Genomic DNA, 17,798 nt, shown 5'->3' with positions numbered 1-17,798 from the left:
TCTTTGATTAGCGTTCAGTTAAGGTGAGTGATGATGCGTTTGCTTCGATATCTTGTTTTGACTGAACCAGCTCCGAACCGAGCAGTGCCAGTGCAAGCCATAATCCGAGCATGCCAATAATGCCTATCCAGCCATTTCCATCCATAGTGAGTTGGTATGGATACAGCCCTGCATCGAACTTGGCGATGATTTGCACTTCCATGATGGTAAACCAGCGAATCAGCCATGCACTTGCCAGTGCGGCAGCAGACACAAAACTGAGCCCTATGACGTGACGAAATCTGGCTGATGCGGACTTTTGGGTATCGCGCAAGAAGATGAAAGCGAGCAAAACACAACCTAAAACGACAAAAGTGAGCAGGGCAATGTTGTGCATCCACTGTTCGCTAGAATAGAGCGAAAATGCGGAATTGTTGGATGCCCAAATCGGTAGCAGTATCAGCGTTAATACACCGCTGGTAACCACTGATTTTTTAAGTAAATTAGTATCGCCAGATGTCAGTGTCTTTGACTGACTAGGCAGCAAGAGCCAAATCAACAGAGAAAATCCGACCGCGCTCATAAATGCAGTGACAAACCAAAGAACCGGCGACGCGGGTTGGTGCCATAAAGAGCGCGATTTAACGACTGCAATTTCAGCGCCTGTGTAGACTGCAATGGTGATGCCTGATAGCACCGTGATAACAGATACCATAAGCATGACTCTACGAGAGAGCACCCAGTCACCCAGTGACAGCTTTGAAATTAGAGGCAGTACTTTCCCTGGCTGATTACGTAAGTTGATCAGATCCTCGCGGAGATACAGCCATGCAGTCACTACCGCTAAACCTGAGAAAACAGGCAGGAACAGCGAGCCTAGAGACATCCATGACCACGGCGTGATGTGCGCGTAAAAATGCCAAGCTCGTCCCGGCTGGTGAAGGTCGCCAGTTAACGCCAACGGGCCTACGATAGCGCCGATGGCCATCGTTAGCACCAGCGCGGCGCGTAACCGATGACTGGTGTGTTGCTCAAATAACAGTGCGATTAGGAACAAAATAGCGGCAGCGTAAGCAGAACCGATGTAAAAGAAGTACTGCACCGCCCACGGGAGCCAAGCCATTGCTTGAGGTTGGACTAACACTTCGGTGATGTTCATGCGCGCTTTCCTTGTGGGTCGTAAATAGCTGGCTGCCCGTCGATGTGGCTGGTGAAGCGTTCATCCATGCCGATGTAAAACACATGCGGCTTGGTCTCTTCATTGGGCTTTAGCACTTTGATATCGTCTTGGTGCTTCGCAATTAAGCGGCGAACTTCACTTGATGGATCATTCAAATCACCAATTACACGTGCTCCGCCAACACAGGTTTCCACGCAGGCAGGTAATAGGCCTTGTTCTAGACGGTGAGCACAGAAGGTACATTTATCTGCGGTGAGGGTGTCTTCATTGATAAAGCGAGCATCGTAAGGGCAAGCTTGTACACAATACGCACACGCTACGCAGCGACTGTTATCCACCATGACAATGCCATCTTCGCGCTGAAAGGTTGCTTGCACCGGACACACTGCCACGCAAGGTGGATTGTCGCAGTGGTTACAAAGGCGCGGTAGCATAAAGGCCTTTGCTTCTCGTGTGGTTGTAGAACCATCATCTAACGTGACTTCGTATTGCTTTACGGTGGTTCGGAACTGGCCGATAGGCGCTTGGTTCTCAATGCTGCAACCCACGGTGCAAGCCTGGCATCCGACGCATTTACGCAAATCAATCACCATGGCGTAACGTTTTCCAACGTGTCCTTTTCGATCGACAGACTGGTTATTTCGAATAATGTTTCCTGCGGTTGCCGTGCCAATGCCCGCGACCGGAATTAATGCGGCTCCGGCTGTGACCGCACTAAGAAAGCGACGTTTGGTGGAATCCATAACTCACCTGCTTTTTTGTTGTATTTGAATTGACTGATTCCATTGTGAGAAATGCACTGCGAGGCTTATATTGTGGATTTCCACATACCCAGATCAAACTTGATCTAAAACAAATGTGGTTTAGGGAAGGTAGCTGTTATTCTTGTCGTACTCTCTTGACGGAACGATTCGACTCATCATGAAAAAAGCACTGTGGCTTCAGCTTTGGATTCTTTGCTTAGTTGCCTTTGCATCTTTGGCTCAGGGCGCAGTTTCTGAACAAGCAGATCTGCAAGGAATGCAAGAGCAAAAAGCAGAGCAGCCACAGGCCAAGCAAAAAGTCGAAGTGGGCGTGTTAGCGATACGCGGCCATCTTTATGCTGAGCAGAGATGGCAACCGACCATTGATTGGCTCAATCAGCAAATTTCCGATGTGCATTTTGTCCTTCATCCCCTTAACTTGGATGAAATGGGCGAAGCGGTGAAGTTTCAGACCATGGATTTCATCTTAACCAACCCAGGTCAAGCAGTGCGGTTGGGCAGGCAATACGCGCTGTCGTGGATGGCAACGCTAACCAGCAGAGCACCACAAAACTCGAATTACGGCATTGGTTCGGCGCTTGTGGTTCGAGCCAATTCAAGTTATCAAACGGTGCAAGATGTCTCAGGACGTCCCGTTGCGGCGGTATCAGAAAAAGCCTTTGGTGGTTATCTCACGATGCGCTATCAAATAGTCAAAATGGGGCTTAATCCAAACGATTTCTTTTCCGATGTCCGCTATCTTGGTTTTCCTATTGATGCCAACCTGTATCAATTACGTGATGGCAATGTGGAAGCGGCCGTCGTCCCTGCTTGTTTATTGGAACAGATGTTAAGTGAAGGGCTTTTACAACCGGGTAATTACCGAGTTTTAAATCAACAGCCGAACGAGCGCTCGTTATGCGCTGTTTCCACACCGCTTTATCCTAACTGGTCATTTGCCAAAACAGAGCGCGGCTCAGCTCAGATTGCCAAACAGATTGCGCAAGTATTGTTAGCGATGCCACCTGAACACCCTGCGGTTATTGCGGCAGGCGCGTCAGGTTGGACGTCCCCCGTCAGCTTGCTGAGCATCGACAAACTTTATCAGGCGTTGGATCTCCATCCGTTGCAACAACCTTGGTGGCAAGAAGCATTGCGCTGGCTGCGTAGTCATCAAGAATGGGCATGGGCGCTGTTCATGTTTGTTATTGTGTTGAACGCGTACCACTTTTGGCTTGAGTATCGATTTAGCAAGAGTAAGCAAGCGTTGGAGCAGACATCGTTACGATTAAAAGAGAAAAGCGAACAGTTAGAACACTCACAAAGAGTCGCGATTGTCGGAGAAATCGGCACTAGTCTTGCTCATGAACTCAATCAGCCACTGGCAGCCATTCGCAACTATAGTGAAGGCGGTTTACTTCGCTTGGCCAAAAAGCGCCCTCATGAAGATATTGTCCCTGTGCTTGAGAAAATACAGGGCCAAGTTGAAAGAGCCGATGCAATTATTCAGCGATTAAGAACGTTGATTCGCAAGCGCAGTGTCGACAAAACGTCGTGCGATCTTCAAGTACTCATTGATGACACGATTGAGTTACTCCATTTTCGGATGCAGAAGCAAAACATTTCTATTGTGGCCAGTACAGAAGGGAACATTCGTCCGTTACTTGTCGATGCAGTTGGCGTACAACAGGTTTTAGTTAATGTGATCAGCAACGCGATTGATGCGTGTACTTTGTTCCAAGAGAAATATCACTCATCAGGTTATCAAGGTAAAATTGCCCTGCATTGCGATTACCAAATCAGTCAACTCTCTATTCGAGTGTTAGACAATGGTACAGGGTTGCAGCAAGAGAATCCGACTCAAGCGTTTGTGAGTAGCAAAGAAGAAGGGCTTGGGCTAGGGTTAGCCATTTGTCGCGATGTGATGGAAATGCATGGTGGCGAGTTTGTCATCAGCTCGACAGCACCACATGGTTGTTTGGTTGAGCTTGTGTTTCCATATCAAAACTAATCTGAACTAGGCATAGGAGCATTCAATGAGCAGCGGTGAAAAGCAGCTACCTGTTTTTGTAGTCGATGATGATGAAGCGGTGCGTGACTCGCTCGCTTTTATGCTGGAAGAGCATGACTTCAACGTGACGACTTTTGCTGATGGGCAATCTTTTCTCGATAAAGTGAACATTCATCAGGCCGGATGCGTGATCCTTGATAGCCGAATGCCCAACCTTCGTGGTCAGCAAGTGCACCAAGTTTTAAATCAAGCCAACAGCCCGTTGGCCGTTATTTATCTGACAGGGCATGGTGATGTTCCGATGGCGGTCGATGCATTGCAAGCTGGGGCGGTCAATTTCTTCCAAAAACCAGTCAAAGGCGATGAACTGGCACGAGCCATTTTGCAGGGACAGGCGCAGTCTACCACAAACCTCGATATGGCAGCAGCTAAATCGGCTTATGAATCGCTCACACCTAGAGAAAAAGACATTTTACGTTTGATCATTGAAGGAAAACGCAACATTCGTATTGCTGACGAACTTTGCATAGCAATGCGAACGGTTGAAGTACACCGAGCCAATCTATTGAAGAAGTTCTCGGCAAAAACCGTCGCAGAGTTGGCATATGTTTATGGCAGGCTAGATTAAAGCTTAGCGAGTGAAGCCTCTTAAGGCTATTTAGAGGATACAACTTGAGCTTTATGACGACTCGCGTATTATCTTCTTCGTTCTTACTTTATCTGAATTCTTATGAGTTTGTTGACTAAACGACATCACACGCCACATAAGCGGGCAAAATGGCTACTGGCGATTATTGGCTGGGTGGTCGTTGTGTGTCTGATGCAAAATTCAGGCTTTGCATCGTCATGCTCTATGAAATATGAGACGGAATCGCCCGCGGTTTCACTTGCTGATGAGCGTTCGAGCGTCAAGTCGATTGATACTAAAGAAACTAGCAAGTGCGAATTGTCTGAAAAGTTAATTCAGTTTTCTCAACATCAACTCGATGTATTTATTGTTGTTCTGTTTGTCGGTCTTTTTGCTTCGGCAATTTGGTTGTGCAGTGCCTATATTGGTGCGCAACATTGGACGGAACCGATAGGCCGTAAGTATCGAGTCCATCTGACTTTCTGTGTGTTCCGAGAATAAAAGCGTGCTTTCTGACCACTAGCGTCAGTTATTTAGCACCTTTGTCTTTTAACTAGGAATCACTATGAATCAAATTACTAAACTGACTCAGTTTGCGTTCATGTTTTTTATGACGCTTGCTTTGAGTTTGCTCTCTCTGAGTGTTTCAGCTCAAACTACTGATACAGGTTGGCTGACCAACCCACAACATCCTCCAGTGCAAACGCGCTTTGTGCTCACTGGTCAACAAGATCCGCAAGCCAAAACAATCACTGGTTATCTGGACGTCAAGTTGGCTGGGGACTGGAAAACTTACTGGCGTTCACCTGGTGAGGGCGGCGTAGCACCATCTATTGATTGGCAAAATTCACAAAATTTATCCAAAGTGGATTGGCAATGGCCGCACCCACAAAAATTCGAACTATTAGGTATCGAGACTCTTGGGTATAAAGGCGACACTTTGTTCCCCATGACGCTGCACGTCGAAGACATGTCCAAACCTGTCACGATTGATGCGGTACTGACACTTTCTTCTTGTACGACGATTTGTGTGCTGACGGACTATCAAATTCAATTGACGTTCTTGCCTTCTGATCTAACAGTCGATGAAGGCGTGATGTTCAGTTACGCTCAAGCAGTGAGCAACGTGCCGCAGCCATCGCCGTTTATTGATGTTACTCAGGCGAGTTGGGATGCGAACCAATCGAAACTACAAATCAAGCTAAAGAACAGTCAGGGTTGGCAACAACCACAAGTGCTGGTGGATGGTGTCGATGAAGCAACGCGAGACTATAGCTTCAAGCTTGAAGGAATGCATCAAGAAGGAAACATCGTCACCGCGAGCTATATCGTTGATACTTGGCTGGGCGATGTGGAGTTAGATGGTCAGTCGCTGTTTGTGACCATCAAAGACACCAATTTACTAGCAGAAGAAACCACTCAAGCAACTGCTGAGGCAATAGTTGAACCGCTGCCAAGCACGTCTCTAACGAGTGTTTTTCTATTCGCGTTGCTCGGCGGTTTAATTCTTAACATCATGCCTTGCGTTCTTCCGGTTTTGGGGATGAAGCTAAGTAGTATTGTTGCCGCTCAAGGTATCGAGCGTCGTCAAATTCGCGCTCAGTTTGTTGCCTCGTCACTTGGTATATTAACGTCGTTCTGGATTCTCGCTGGTTTTATTTTGGTGCTCAAGCTAACAGGTAATGCCATTGGCTGGGGCGTGCAATTTCAAAGCCCTTGGTTCTTAGGTTTGATGGTGTTGGTCACCACTTTGTTTGGGGCCAATATGCTGGGGCTGTTTGAAATCCGTCTATCATCGGGTACCAATACATGGCTGGCCTCGAAAGGTGATAACTCCCTAGTTGGTCACTATGTTCAAGGTATGTTTGCCACATTGCTTGCGACGCCTTGCTCCGCGCCTTTTCTAGGAACGGCCGTGGCGTTTGCCTTGGGTGCCGACGTATTAACGTTATTTGCAACTTTTACAGCATTAGCATTGGGTATGGCACTGCCTTGGATCTTAGTCGCTGTGTTTCCAAATATCGCGCTGAAACTACCAAAGCCTGGCTCGTGGATGAATGTCGTTAAAATCGTGTTTGGCATAATGATGCTGGCGACTAGCATTTGGCTACTTTCATTAATGGCAAATCATGTACCGATGTTATGGATTGCACTTATCGCTGTGGTTGCTTTTGTTGTAATGATGGCAAGAGTTAAGAAAGTGTATGGTGAGAAAGCGCTTGCTGTATCCGGAACTGCGTCATTAGTGTTGATAGCTGGTGGCCTGTTACTTGGTAGTGTCACTGCCGACCAATGGGCGACACCGCTTCCTGAGGACTTAGCGTGGCAGGAGCTTTCTAACTCGGCGATTGAAGATCACGTCAATAATGGGCGAGTGGTGTTTGTGGATGTCACTGCGGATTGGTGTGTCACGTGTAAAGCGAACAAGATCGGTGTGATCTGGCAAGATCCTGTCTACTCATTGCTGCAAAGCCCTAATGTAGCGACGTTAAAAGGGGATTGGACACATCCGGACGGCTCGGTAACTGACTTTTTACGAGCTCATGGGCGTTACGGTGTGCCGTTTAACATCGTCTATGGCCCGGCAGCGCCACAAGGTATCCCGTTACCTGTGATTCTGACTGATGATGTTGTTTTAAGTGCGGTGAAGCAAGCGAGTGGGGGAGCTATTCAATGAGTTCGACAAAGCAGCGTAGAACATTCCGATATTGGCTCATTCAAATCGTACAGATGGTGCTCATTGTCACCGCGATTTCTATCGCGATGGATTGGTATCGCACTAAAGATATTCCTAAACAGGAGTCACCACCATTGAGCTCCGTATTGAGCGATGGTGAATACTTCGATGCAATCGCGCAAAGTTATGAACAACCTGTCGTTGTTTATTTTTGGGCGACTTGGTGTCCCGCTTGTAAATTTGTAAGCCCAAGCGTGAGTTGGCTGAGTGATGACTACACCGTAGTTGGCGTTTCTGGATCGTCGGGACCGAATGAGCGTGTGGCGCAGTTTATGAGGGCAAAAGAATATCGTTTTGAAAACATAAACGATCCTTCAAGCTATATTATGCGTGAATGGAAAATTAGCGTGACTCCAACCATTTATATTTTAAGAAATGGTGAAATTTCCTCCGTCACAACTGGCGTTACCACTCCGATAGGAATACTAGCGAGAGTTTGGTTAGCTCGATAACGCTATAAAAATCCGATATTCAAAATATTGAGTATCGGATTTTTTCTTTTTATTTTCTCGCTCTAACGGGAATAATAATGTGTGCGTATGGCATACCATTCCACATCACGTATGGGCCATCATAACTTGAACCGATGGGTAGATAGTCGAGCAACACTTGGTCTAGGGTAATAATCATCATGTGTGGTTCTTCCACAATCCATTGGTTATCGTCCGTTATTCCTTCTGAAAATGGGTCGGTGTTATTGGCGCCGCCATCACTCGCTAACATGCCAAAAAGTACAATTAACTGAAATGAAATTAGTTAAATAGTCAGATTAATAAATTAAAGCTTAATTTAATAAAAATTAAAGTTTGATAAATTTAATTATAGAGTGCCTTTAAAAAGGAAGTGTTATTTAAATTTTAAATAGTAATTGATAGTTTTACTATGTTAATTTAAGTGTTCATTTATAAACATTTTTTCGTCTATTAATACGCATGGTTTAAAACATCTTGGCTGTCCTGCTTTGAAGCGTGACCAAAAGGTGATAAATAGGTGTTTTTAGTGATATGAGCTGAGTTTATTTGTAATCTATATTTTCAACACCTAATTCCCCTCGTATGGCTAATCGTATAAAACAACATTTTATCTTTATTGTTGTCACGCTAAAGCGTACTTTCTTAATTATATGATTAGTTATAAAGGTAACGAGAATGGGATTAAAAATCCGTGGCTCTGTTGGTATAAATGGCACTAATTCGAAAAATGATGTTAAAGCAGTTCAACAATTTTTAAATGATAACCAAAAGAGAATAGGTTTTACCCGACTGTTGGTTGTTGATGGCTCGTTAGGGCGGAGTCCTCATTTGTCGAAAACAGTAGAGGCAATAAAAGTGTGTCAGCGTAAGCTACTTTATATGGTAAAGCCAGATGGTCGGATCGATGTAAATGGTAGAACTCATCGTAAGCTCAATGGATTACCATCCTATAGTTCAGTGAAAAATGATCCTCATGATGCTCAAAAACTAGTAACCAAAGTGCCTTGGATGAAAACAGCGTTGGGAGAAATTGGACAAAAAGAAGTTTCAGGCACTAAGGCCAATCCAAGGATTTTAGAGTATTTTACAGCATCTAAGTTCTGGGGCACTGATGACTCTGGAGGTCAAAATGCTTGGTGTGGTTCGTTTGCCGCTTGGGTTTTTAAACAACACGGAATCACTCCAGTAAAAGAAGCTTATCGAGCAAAGGAGTGGAAGGGTTTTGGTAAAAACATCTCAGAACCTATACATGGAGCTCTAGGGATTAAATCGAGAAAAGGTGGTGGGCATGTTGCTTTTGTCGTGGGAAAGAGCCCTGATGGTAGGCATTTGTACATGTTAGGAGGAAACCAAAGCAACCAAGTCAATATAGCAAAGTACTCTATTGATGTCTGGGACAAGTTCGTAGTACCGAGTAACTACGATGAAACAAAAGGTACTTTACCTGTATATACAAAAGGCTCTGCCTTAGCAGGAACGGAAAGTTAAACATGAAGAAATTTATAAGTTTGCTAGGCTGTGTGAGCTTATCAGCTTGTGCTTCACAGGGAGTGTACTCTCAGAATGAGGTACTCAAAGATGCGATATTTCAAACGCCCTATTCTGCAGTGGTGAAAATTACAGGTTTTGAAAAGTTTGCTGAACACGAGGAAGATGTTCTCTTTAAAGTTCAAGCAGAAGTGATTCAGAAACTTCGTGGAGACGTTGGGTCTGAGATTACTTTCAGTATGTATGGCGAGCTAGGAGATGAGCCCAATATACACAATGATCCTGTCATTCTCACACTATGTCGTGATAAAGATACATATTATTGGCCTGGAACGGGGGCTGAGTTTGGGGCTAATCAAGAGAACATATTAAACGCTCAAGAAACAGCTGCTCACTTGGATACAGAACAGCGCCATTTTGCACATTGTTCAGAATGAAAAGGGTGGCGGTTGAAACGAGCGGTTACAGAGCATGTTAGTCGCCATCGTAGACAGCGTCTTTGCTGAATGATTCGTCGAGATTTTTTAGTCTTTGATTGTCAGAGGCGACTGACAAAACCATACCAACTGTGACAACCATACCGCTATTAAAGCAGGATATTATTCCTTCAACTTTGTGTTTTAGGAGTAGTCATTAGACTACCCAATAATTGTTGGAATAAATAATGACGAAACGTTGGCTTGTCTCCGCTGTGAGCATTGCGCTGCTCGGCGGTGGTACGTATTTCTATCTCCAATCTTCCGCTCAACCAGAATTACTGCCTACATTGATTGTGGAAAAAGGCACGATTGAAAAACAAGCGGTGGCTGTTGGTAAAATTGTCCCTGCACACTCCGTGTCTATCAAGTCACAAATCGACGGTATCGTCGGTGAAATTTACGCGAAAGTTGGTGAAAAGGTGAAGCAAGGCCAGCCGCTGATCAAAGTGCGTCCAAACCCAACCCCCCAAGCATTAACGGATGCATCGGCAGAACTCATGCGTAGTGAAGCCGATCTGGAATCCGCCAAACAAAAAATGTCCAACTTAGAAAGCTTGGTCAAGCAGGATATTATTCCAAGTAACTACGACGAATACGTAAGTGCGCGCTCGGCAGTCAAATCTGCGCAAGCGGACGTATTGCAAAAGCGCCAGAATCTCGAACTCATCCGCAGTGGTGAGGCGTCGATCGGCGATGCGCGTTTAACGTCGACGATCTACGCGCCAATTGATGGCACGGTACTCAACCAGAAAGTTGAGGTCGGAGAGCCGATCATTTCGACTCAATCAAGCCAAGCCGCGACTGAAATGATGTCATTGGCCGACATGAACAGTCTGATTTTTAAAGGTAGCGTCAGTGAGCATGATGCTGCGCAGTTGTCTCCGGGAATGCCCGTTATGTTGACGGTTGCGCCTTATCCTGATGTGGCGATTTCTGGTGTGCTAACCAAAGTGGCGATTCAATCTGAGAACCTCAACTCACCAGAGGGCAATACCTCGGCAAAAAGTTTTGATAACGGTTTTGAGGTTGAGGTGGGAGAACTCAAGATCCCACAAGATGTGTTGCTTCGTTCTGGTTTTTCATCGACGGCTCAAATCATTCTGAAGACTTCTGAAAACGTGCTCACGCTACCGGAGCGCGCTCTGCAATTTGATGGTGACGCACCGAATGTTCTGATCCCCGATAGCTCAGAACAAGGGTTTCATAAACAACCTGTGAAACTCGGTCTGTCAGATGGCATCAATGTCGAAGTGCTTGACGGCGTGGAGCTTGATGAAGAGGTTATCGACAACAGTATGATGGGAGCGGCGCATGGTTAAGCTGCAACGATCAACAATCGCCTTTGCATTGTTGGCTGCCACGCTCAGTTTGCCGACCTACGCAATTTCTATTGAAGAAGCTTGGCAACAAGCAAAGCAGAACGATCCAAATTACGAAAAAGCGAAAATCGGCGTCCAGCTTGGCGAGGTTGGCGTACAGAGCAGCCGCAGTGCGTTATTGCCGGGTTTAAGTGCCAGTGCGTCAGCGGATTGGAATGAGTCCTCAAGCCATTCGAACAGTTACGGCGCTACCTTAACTCAAACTATTTGGGATAGTAGTTTGTGGTCGGAACTGGATCAAGCGAATGCCAATTATCTCAAAGTACAGTTAGAGTTATCTCAAGCGCATAACGAGCTTGCGCAAAAGTTGCTCACCGCTTACCTAGATGTGGCAAGCGCACAGGGCGACCTCAAATTGGCGCAGTCCAAGCTGGAGGAGGGGAAAGAACTTCTCAACATCATTGAGAAACGCTATCGAGCAGGCAAAGTGAAGTCGGTTGATGTCGAAGAGATGCGAGCGAATCAAGTTTCTGAGCAAGCAAGTATCCTCAATGCAAAAGCCGATCTCGAAGTGAAAAAAGCAGAGCTTGCGGCGTTAATCAATCAAATGCCGGAGAGTGTCGACCAAATTCGAACGGATTCTTTGATTCAGCCGCCGATGCTGGTGGACTCTCAGGAGCAATGGCTAAAGCTGGCTAAAGACAGCAGTCCAGAGCTGTTGGTGGCGGCGCAGATGGTGAAAGCGAGCGAGTTCGCGAAAGATTCAGCTAAAGGTGGATACTACCCAACCGTCAAAGGCAGTGTGGGCTACAGCGATGGTGACAATCGTTCAAACGGCGAGTTTAACGCTGGGATTAGTTTGAGTTTGCCGATTGACCTCAATGGTGCAGTGCGAGCGAAAGTGGACGAAGCATCGTTGAACATTTTAAGCGCCAAGCAAGATATGCGTAGAGTGGAAATTGATATTCAGAAACGAGTTATTCAGCAGTTTACTCAGGTCGATATCAACTGGAATCAAGTTTTGATAGCGAACGAGCTGGTTGAGTCGCGCGCCAGAGTGTTGCAAAGCAAAGAGAAACTTTACGACGCTGGTCTGCTTGAAGTGTCGGAAGTTATCAGCGCACACAACAGCTTGTTTGAGGCGAAAAACAGTCTGCAAACCAACTTGTACAGCTACTGGCGTAAGAGAATCGGCTTACTGCAAACCGCAGGGAAACTCGATGACGATACCATGGCGTTGATCTCTCGGGCTTTTCATTCATGAGCAGCCTATTGCAGCAAACTTGGCAAACGTTGATGGCGCACCGCATGAAGAGCGTGCTAGCCATTATCGCGATTGCTTGGGGCGTGATCTCTGTGGTGGTGTTAATCGCACTTGGCGAAGGCTTTTATCGCCATCAGACCCAGTCGTTTTCATTTATGATCAACAATGTGCAAGTGGTGTTTCCATCGAGCACCAGTAAACCGTGGCAAGGATTACCTTCAAGGCGACAAATTGATATTCCACAAGAAAAAGTCGACATGATCAAACAGTCGGGCTTCGTGCAACTGGCGTCGAGCGTTTACGCCAAATGGGATGCGAATATCACCAATCTCAAAGGACAGAATTTATCGAGTACGGTCAGCGGTATTGATACGTCTTACTTTCCTTTAATGCAACGCAAGCTGCAATCCGGTTCGAGAAACCTGTCACCAAGTGATATGGACAACCACACTCGCGTGGCGGTGTTAGGCGATCAAATTGCGCAAATGGGTGGAATCCAAATCGGGGATAGGCTCAAAGTCAACGGCATTCCGTTTTTGGTGATTGGGATAACCGTTGGTGAGGACACTGGCATTTCATTCGGCGATAGCCGCACGGTTTTCATTCCTCAAACAACGTACCGCGATTTGTGGGATGCGAAACCTTGGATGGTATTGATGAAGCCGAGAGAAGGGATGGATGCATCGTCATTTCGACAAAATATCGTGAACTTTTTCGCCAAGCAGCTTCATTTTGACCCAAGTGATAAAGATGCGGTCGAATTACCCGATTTTAGTGAAGGTGCGGCGGTCATCAGTGGAATTTTGCGTGGCATTCAGATTTTTCTCGGAGCGAGTGGCGCGATGACCATGGCGGTCGGTGCGCTTGGCGTTGCCAACATCATGTTTTTATCTGTCACGGAGCGCACGCGTGAAATCGGTGTGCGTTTGGCGATCGGGGCGACTCAAAAATCCATACTCAGTCAGTTTATTCTTGAGGGGCTTATTTTGGTAGCCGTGGGCACGGCATTAGGTCTGATGTTTTCGTATGCCGTGGTATCTGTCTTAAGCAGCATGGCATTACCGGAATGGATTGGTTTGCCTGTGATCACGCCAGATTCCATTGCTTGGTCTTTACTTGTGACGCTTATCTTGGCATTGATGGCATCGTATTTCCCAGCAAGGCGAGCATCGCGTCTCACGCCAGTCATTGCTTTGAGTGCGAGGGCCTAGTCATGTTGTTACCGATGAGACAAATTTTCCAAGAAATGGCTGCAGAAAAGCTGAGATTGGGTTTGACCATTCTGGCTGTAGCGTGGGCGACCCTCTGTATCGCTGCTATGTTGGCGGTAGGTGAGGGTATTCGTCAGGGCGTATTGAAAACCGCACAAAATGGTAACGGCAACTTGATTTATTTGACCGGAGGGATGGCCACCGTCGACCACGGTGCTTTTCACCAAGGTAAATTTCTGACATTAAAAATGGACGATTCAGAGGTCGTTCGAGCGTTACCCGATGTAAAAAGTGTTGCGCCAACTGCGAAGTGGAAAGAGCGCATCACCGTTGGTGATAGAAACTCATGGCAAGAGCCGTTAGCGGTCACGAGCGAGTTTCAATCCATGACCAATTTGGTGCCGATGGCGGGGGGGCGATGGTTAAATCCACTCGATCAAAAAGAGACGCGCAAAGTCGTTGTACTGGGTTATGAACTGGCAGCCGACTTATTCAACCCGAATGAGGACTTTAGTTGGTTTGCGACAGTCACATTGCAAGTCAACCCTGTGGGGAAAAAGGTAAAAATCGGCAATGAGGAGTTCACCGTTGTGGGCGTATTGGAGAAAAACAGCGCTCAAATAGAGCTGGGGGATCTTATCAACTATTCCAGCTTTGTGCCGTTAGCGACGTGGAAGCGATTTCATGTCAACGGTGAAATTGGTGGCATCAATGTGCAGCCACAAGCGAATGTAGACCGAGAAGCCTTAGCAAAGACGATAAGGCAAGTGATTGCCCGTAAGCACGGGGCAAGTGTCAGCGATGAGCAGATCGTCCAAGTCGATGATATGTTCCTTAAGCAAAAGAGTATGCAGCAGTTCCTGATAGGTTTGCAGAGTTTTCTTGGCATTATCGGCTTCGTGACGTTAGCTGTTGCTGGCGTTGGCATCGCCAATGTGATGTATGCCACCGTAAAGCGATCTACGCGTGATATCGGCGTGCGCATGGCAGTCGGTGCAACCCCAACGGCCATTCGCATGCACTATTTAGTGCAGTCTTTATTGACAATGTTGATGGGGGGCGCGCTTGGGTTAGCCGTGACGTACGCGCTGGTGTCTGCCATCAGCTCCATTCCTTTAGAGGGCAATGCCTTTTATGAACAATTGGGTAAACCTGTCCCTGAGTTGTCGTGGGTCGTTGTCGCGATTGTCATCCTCACCTTAATGATCATTGGTGTGGCCTCGGCATGGTTACCTGCAAACCGAGCCGCAAAAGTCAGCCCGTTGGAGGCGCTACAAAGTGAATAACAACAATAACTCTGGAGAGAACATGTCGAAGCCGCTTGTTGAGCTGACCAACATCTGCAAATATTACTCAAGCGGGGAGGCGGAAGTTCGCGCGCTAGACGGCGTTGACTTAACCATTAATCAAGGCGAGTTTCTTTCGATTCTTGGCCCGTCCGGTTCAGGCAAATCAACGTTGATGAACATGCTCGGTTGTTTAGATAAGCCCACCGATGGCGAGTACCAACTTGGCGGCCAAAACGTCGCAAGTTTAAGTGCGAATGACCTAGCTGGCATTCGTAACCAAAAGATCGGGTTTGTCTTCCAAAGCTTTAACTTATTGGAATACGCGACGGCGCTCGATAACGTGGCGCTGCCGTTGGTTTACTCTGGCATCAAAGGCAAAGAACGTCGCCAGCGCGCCGCCAAATTGCTAGAGCAAGTCGGGCTAGGGGATCGTTTAGACCATAAACCAACCCAGCTTTCTGGTGGTCAAAAGCAGAGAGTTGCGATTGCAAGAGCCTTGGTCAACGACCCTCAAATCATCCTAGCTGACGAGCCAACCGGCGCGCTCGATTCAAAATCTGGTGCTGAGATCGAAGCTCTGTTCAACCAACTCCACGCCGAAGGCAGAACATTGATCATCGTGACGCACGATAACGCCCTCGCAGAACGCACCAAACGCATCATCACGATCAAAGATGGCAAGGTGATTTCGGATAGAGCGCCGGTAAGTAGGGAGAGATGAGCTTTTCTTAATTGAGAACTGAGTTTTAAGGGAAATAGCGATACAGAGGCTATCTCCCTTTACTTTTATTCGCGATGTTCGCTTTGTCTCTCTTTTATCAAGTCATGCTTTTGTTCTTTAAGTAGAGTGATTGCGAGCTTAGTGTCCTCAATCAATTTACTGTTATCGTTGAGATCTTTGCTCTTCAAAGGCAAAACTAGATAATGAATGCTGCCATCTGCATTCTGTACTCCGGTAGCGATGATGACATCACCTTCAGACGCCGTACCAAAATACTCTGATACGACTTTGGTTTCGCTGACACCGTAGCTATCCAAATAGGATGACTCCGTATTGTCAAACAAGATAGGACCCCCTTGCTTAGCTAATGTTCGCAATTGTTTTTGCTTTTTCTCGTCGAATGGATAGTCGGTCGTACTGATGTAACTTACCTGTTCAGCTTCAATAAAATCGTACAGTTCATTGCTCAGTTCATTTAATGGGGCAGATATCCAAGGTGTAGCTGGAATGACGTCGGAAGTATCATCATTGCGACTTAGTGGTGTTGGAGCGGTAACAACCTCTTGAGCAGCATCGCTCTCAGGAGGCGTTACACTTATTGTCGCAGCGTCTTCTGTCTTGATTTGCTCATCAAGGCTTGCAACAGGTTCGGTCTGGGCATTCTTGTTATTTGAATTAATTAGAAATATGGCGAGTACTGCACCAAGTGCTAGCGCCGATCCAGTCAAGAGTTTTTTGTTACTTGTCATGTGTCATGTCTTACCGTTTATTTCATTAGTAAATATAGCGGCCACTTATTTATTCCGTGGCCGCAGGCTAATAAGTTAGTGGTAGAGATCGTCATTCCAAGAGATAGTTACGGCTCGGCTAGTCTCTGTCCATTGACTGCTATCACGATTTTTCTTCCAGGTATTTTCTGGAGTGGTATACCAGCTACACCAGTCGCGACCAAAGTAGTAATTGGTTTTTCGCCAACCAGCAACCAGCTTGACCTCTGATGTATCTAGGCCATCTTGAATGTCATTTTTTCTATATACGACGCCGACTTGTGGTTTAAAATCTGAACGCATAACGACAGGTAACTCATTGTAATCAATCAAATTACCCATGTCACAACTGGTCCAACGATACAATAACCAGTCTTTAGCTGGCGTATTATGGCGGATAGTCTTGTTTTCAATTAACCAATTAATGCTTTCGTTAGCTTGGTTAAAATCGGCAACCGTTTGAAACTCTGGCTGGTCGTACGTTACACGGTTGCTCCAGGAGATTCCCCCACTAATATTTGGAGAAGTAGAAGCACTGAATCCAAGGTTAAAATCTAGCGACTCACTGACAGATGCCGTTGCAATGGTGTTTTCTGGAGCATGGCTCATGTGGCGTAAAGGGGCGCCATTTAAATAGCTCAGTGCCAGCTTAAAAGCCGTTGGAACGGTGTAACGGTAATCTCCCCCAGTAGCAAAACCATAGATTTGTTCTTTGTTTGGAACATTAGTCATGTCGAAGCCAGAACCGCCATTTAGGATCAACTTGGCTTCTTTAGCGCCATTTGGTAGCAAAGATTGGTTCCAGACATTTTCTAAAGAATAAATTAAGCGGATTTTTTTCGAGCGTGCATCACCATCATCAAGCTGAAGCAATGTCGAAGTGTAAGATTTCAATGTATCTTCAGCATGTGCTGGTGCTAAAGAACCAAGTAAAGCGAGTGCGATAATACTCGCGGAAAGATGCTGTTTTTCCATTATTTTTTCCTATTAGTCAGCCCATAAAGACTTTTGTTTTAAACCATCTTGATGGGCACTTTATAATTATGGACAGGTTATAAATTCAAGCTCAATAAATGAGCGGTGAAATAGTGCATCTTGTTTTTTATTAAAAAAAGAAAAAGGATAGATTCGTGGGATTAATGTCTCATAGTTTTTAAATTCACCACTCAACTATAATAAATAAGAATTTGGTTATTAAGTCTTGTCTTTTTAAGTTATTGCTTAATTTTAATTTTCTAATGTTGTGTTGAGATTTTCTATTGATAAAAGTGAATTTTATAAATGTTAGCCATGTTATTTTTAGGGTTTTTGTTATACCAAATTAAGTAAAGTATCGTTATGTGGTTATCTCGGTTTTATGGGTTTAATTCAAATTAAAACAGTGGTTTATGTTTTTTTGTTCTTATTTTTTTAGAGCTTAATATAATAGTTTAGTGATAAAGTCCGTCAATGAAGTTGCCATGTTCATGTATAAAGTTATATGTGCTTTTATAGTAGGAAATTAAACTT

Annotated in this window: 17 protein-coding genes; 12 read left to right on the top strand and 5 right to left on the bottom strand. The window is 45.7% G+C overall.

Going from position 1 to position 17,798, the window contains the following annotated elements; translation table 11 throughout:
• Positions 1 to 7: 7 nt before the first annotated feature.
• Both nrfD and dsrO read right to left on the bottom strand, forming a co-directional pair.
• A complete protein-coding gene (gene nrfD, locus KJB35_RS18805) occupies positions 8 to 1,138 on the bottom strand; it encodes an NrfD/PsrC family molybdoenzyme membrane anchor subunit (RefSeq protein ID WP_213908153.1) in 1,131 nt (376 codons plus the stop codon).
• A complete protein-coding gene (gene dsrO, locus KJB35_RS18800) occupies positions 1,135 to 1,902 on the bottom strand; it encodes a sulfate reduction electron transfer complex DsrMKJOP subunit DsrO (protein WP_213908152.1) in 768 nt (255 codons plus the stop codon). The genes nrfD and dsrO overlap by 4 nt, the downstream gene beginning before the upstream one ends.
• Before the next feature lie 178 nt (positions 1,903 to 2,080).
• Here dsrO and KJB35_RS18795 point away from each other — a divergent pair, with 178 nt between their 5' ends.
• The 5 genes from KJB35_RS18795 (at position 2,081) to KJB35_RS18775 (ending at position 7,730) form a co-directional block, all read left to right on the top strand.
• A complete protein-coding gene (locus tag KJB35_RS18795) occupies positions 2,081 to 3,913 on the top strand; it encodes a sensor histidine kinase (protein WP_213908151.1) in 1,833 nt (610 codons plus the stop codon).
• A gap of 25 nt (positions 3,914 to 3,938) precedes the next feature.
• On the top strand, positions 3,939 to 4,541 hold the full coding sequence (locus KJB35_RS18790) for a response regulator transcription factor (RefSeq protein WP_213908150.1): 603 nt from the start codon (positions 3,939 to 3,941) through the stop codon (positions 4,539 to 4,541).
• A gap of 102 nt (positions 4,542 to 4,643) precedes the next feature.
• Positions 4,644 to 5,042, top strand: a complete 399-nt coding sequence (locus KJB35_RS18785; RefSeq protein WP_005376702.1) for a hypothetical protein — start codon at positions 4,644 to 4,646, stop codon at positions 5,040 to 5,042.
• Between the two features lie 64 nt (positions 5,043 to 5,106).
• Complete coding sequence (locus KJB35_RS18780; RefSeq protein WP_213908149.1) at positions 5,107 to 7,218, top strand: protein-disulfide reductase DsbD; 2,112 nt, start codon at positions 5,107 to 5,109, stop codon at positions 7,216 to 7,218.
• The gene (locus tag KJB35_RS18775) at positions 7,215 to 7,730 is read left to right on the top strand and encodes a protein disulfide oxidoreductase (RefSeq protein ID WP_213908148.1); all 516 of its coding nucleotides are present in this window, start codon (positions 7,215 to 7,217) and stop codon (positions 7,728 to 7,730) included. Before KJB35_RS18780 ends, KJB35_RS18775 begins: the two co-directional genes overlap by 4 nt.
• Before the next feature lie 49 nt (positions 7,731 to 7,779).
• Here KJB35_RS18775 and KJB35_RS18770 read toward each other — a convergent pair whose 3' ends face one another.
• Positions 7,780 to 8,001 carry a hypothetical protein gene (locus KJB35_RS18770; protein ID WP_017633882.1) on the bottom strand — a complete coding sequence of 74 codons (222 nt, stop codon included), beginning with the start codon at positions 7,999 to 8,001 and terminating at the stop codon, positions 7,780 to 7,782.
• Between the two features lie 425 nt (positions 8,002 to 8,426).
• On the opposite strand from KJB35_RS18770, the gene KJB35_RS18765 reads away from it, so the two are divergent.
• From KJB35_RS18765 to KJB35_RS18735, 7 genes are all read left to right on the top strand, one after another.
• A complete protein-coding gene (locus KJB35_RS18765) occupies positions 8,427 to 9,239 on the top strand; it encodes a TIGR02594 family protein (protein ID WP_017821644.1) in 813 nt (270 codons plus the stop codon).
• 2 nt (positions 9,240 to 9,241) lie between these two features.
• Positions 9,242 to 9,676: a hypothetical protein gene (locus KJB35_RS18760; protein WP_017633884.1), complete on the top strand. Its 435-nt coding sequence runs from the start codon at positions 9,242 to 9,244 to the stop codon at positions 9,674 to 9,676.
• 227 nt (positions 9,677 to 9,903) lie between these two features.
• Positions 9,904 to 11,037, top strand: a complete 1,134-nt coding sequence (locus KJB35_RS18755) for an efflux RND transporter periplasmic adaptor subunit (RefSeq protein ID WP_213908147.1) — start codon at positions 9,904 to 9,906, stop codon at positions 11,035 to 11,037.
• Complete coding sequence (locus KJB35_RS18750) at positions 11,030 to 12,301, top strand: TolC family protein (RefSeq protein ID WP_213908146.1); 1,272 nt, start codon at positions 11,030 to 11,032, stop codon at positions 12,299 to 12,301. The genes KJB35_RS18755 and KJB35_RS18750 overlap by 8 nt, the downstream gene beginning before the upstream one ends.
• On the top strand, positions 12,298 to 13,512 hold the full coding sequence (locus KJB35_RS18745; RefSeq protein WP_149192479.1) for an ABC transporter permease: 1,215 nt from the start codon (positions 12,298 to 12,300) through the stop codon (positions 13,510 to 13,512). Before KJB35_RS18750 ends, KJB35_RS18745 begins: the two co-directional genes overlap by 4 nt.
• Before the next feature lie 2 nt (positions 13,513 to 13,514).
• Complete coding sequence (locus KJB35_RS18740; protein WP_064354158.1) at positions 13,515 to 14,798, top strand: ABC transporter permease; 1,284 nt, start codon at positions 13,515 to 13,517, stop codon at positions 14,796 to 14,798.
• A gap of 22 nt (positions 14,799 to 14,820) precedes the next feature.
• On the top strand, positions 14,821 to 15,522 hold the full coding sequence (locus KJB35_RS18735; RefSeq protein WP_141135643.1) for an ABC transporter ATP-binding protein: 702 nt from the start codon (positions 14,821 to 14,823) through the stop codon (positions 15,520 to 15,522).
• 65 nt (positions 15,523 to 15,587) lie between these two features.
• Here the strand turns inward: KJB35_RS18735 and KJB35_RS18730 are convergent, their stop codons facing one another.
• A complete protein-coding gene (locus KJB35_RS18730; RefSeq protein WP_064354156.1) occupies positions 15,588 to 16,271 on the bottom strand; it encodes a hypothetical protein in 684 nt (227 codons plus the stop codon).
• A gap of 75 nt (positions 16,272 to 16,346) precedes the next feature.
• Positions 16,347 to 17,264, bottom strand: a complete 918-nt coding sequence (locus KJB35_RS18725; RefSeq protein ID WP_005376731.1) for a leukocidin family pore-forming toxin — start codon at positions 17,262 to 17,264, stop codon at positions 16,347 to 16,349.
• Positions 17,265 to 17,798 lie beyond the last annotated feature (534 nt).

Source organism: Vibrio sp. D431a, from assembly GCF_030248655.1.
Classification (GTDB): Bacteria; Pseudomonadota; Gammaproteobacteria; order Enterobacterales; family Vibrionaceae; genus Vibrio; species Vibrio alginolyticus.
Note: the sequence above shows the minus strand (reverse complement) of the source record. Positions and strands in the feature narration are given on the sequence as shown.

Excerpts from the sequence above, each read along its gene's own strand:
- KJB35_RS18775 (WP_213908148.1), top strand. The coding sequence starts at position 7,215 with ATGAGTTCGACAAAGCAGCGTAGAACATTCCGATATTGGCTCATTCAA.
- KJB35_RS18770 (WP_017633882.1), bottom strand. The coding sequence starts at position 8,001 with ATGTTAGCGAGTGATGGCGGCGCCAATAACACCGACCCATTTTCAGAA.
- KJB35_RS18730 (WP_064354156.1), bottom strand. The coding sequence starts at position 16,271 with ATGACAAGTAACAAAAAACTCTTGACTGGATCGGCGCTAGCACTTGGT.
- nrfD (WP_213908153.1), bottom strand. The coding sequence starts at position 1,138 with ATGAACATCACCGAAGTGTTAGTCCAACCTCAAGCAATGGCTTGGCTC.
- KJB35_RS18750 (WP_213908146.1), top strand. The coding sequence starts at position 11,030 with ATGGTTAAGCTGCAACGATCAACAATCGCCTTTGCATTGTTGGCTGCC.
- KJB35_RS18780 (WP_213908149.1), top strand. The coding sequence starts at position 5,107 with ATGAATCAAATTACTAAACTGACTCAGTTTGCGTTCATGTTTTTTATG.
- KJB35_RS18765 (WP_017821644.1), top strand. The coding sequence starts at position 8,427 with ATGGGATTAAAAATCCGTGGCTCTGTTGGTATAAATGGCACTAATTCG.
- KJB35_RS18790 (WP_213908150.1), top strand. The coding sequence starts at position 3,939 with ATGAGCAGCGGTGAAAAGCAGCTACCTGTTTTTGTAGTCGATGATGAT.
- KJB35_RS18735 (WP_141135643.1), top strand. The coding sequence starts at position 14,821 with ATGTCGAAGCCGCTTGTTGAGCTGACCAACATCTGCAAATATTACTCA.
- dsrO (WP_213908152.1), bottom strand. The coding sequence starts at position 1,902 with ATGGATTCCACCAAACGTCGCTTTCTTAGTGCGGTCACAGCCGGAGCC.
- KJB35_RS18725 (WP_005376731.1), bottom strand. The coding sequence starts at position 17,264 with ATGGAAAAACAGCATCTTTCCGCGAGTATTATCGCACTCGCTTTACTT.
- KJB35_RS18755 (WP_213908147.1), top strand. The coding sequence starts at position 9,904 with ATGACGAAACGTTGGCTTGTCTCCGCTGTGAGCATTGCGCTGCTCGGC.
- KJB35_RS18785 (WP_005376702.1), top strand. The coding sequence starts at position 4,644 with ATGAGTTTGTTGACTAAACGACATCACACGCCACATAAGCGGGCAAAA.
- KJB35_RS18760 (WP_017633884.1), top strand. The coding sequence starts at position 9,242 with ATGAAGAAATTTATAAGTTTGCTAGGCTGTGTGAGCTTATCAGCTTGT.
- KJB35_RS18740 (WP_064354158.1), top strand. The coding sequence starts at position 13,515 with ATGTTGTTACCGATGAGACAAATTTTCCAAGAAATGGCTGCAGAAAAG.
- KJB35_RS18745 (WP_149192479.1), top strand. The coding sequence starts at position 12,298 with ATGAGCAGCCTATTGCAGCAAACTTGGCAAACGTTGATGGCGCACCGC.
- KJB35_RS18795 (WP_213908151.1), top strand. The coding sequence starts at position 2,081 with ATGAAAAAAGCACTGTGGCTTCAGCTTTGGATTCTTTGCTTAGTTGCC.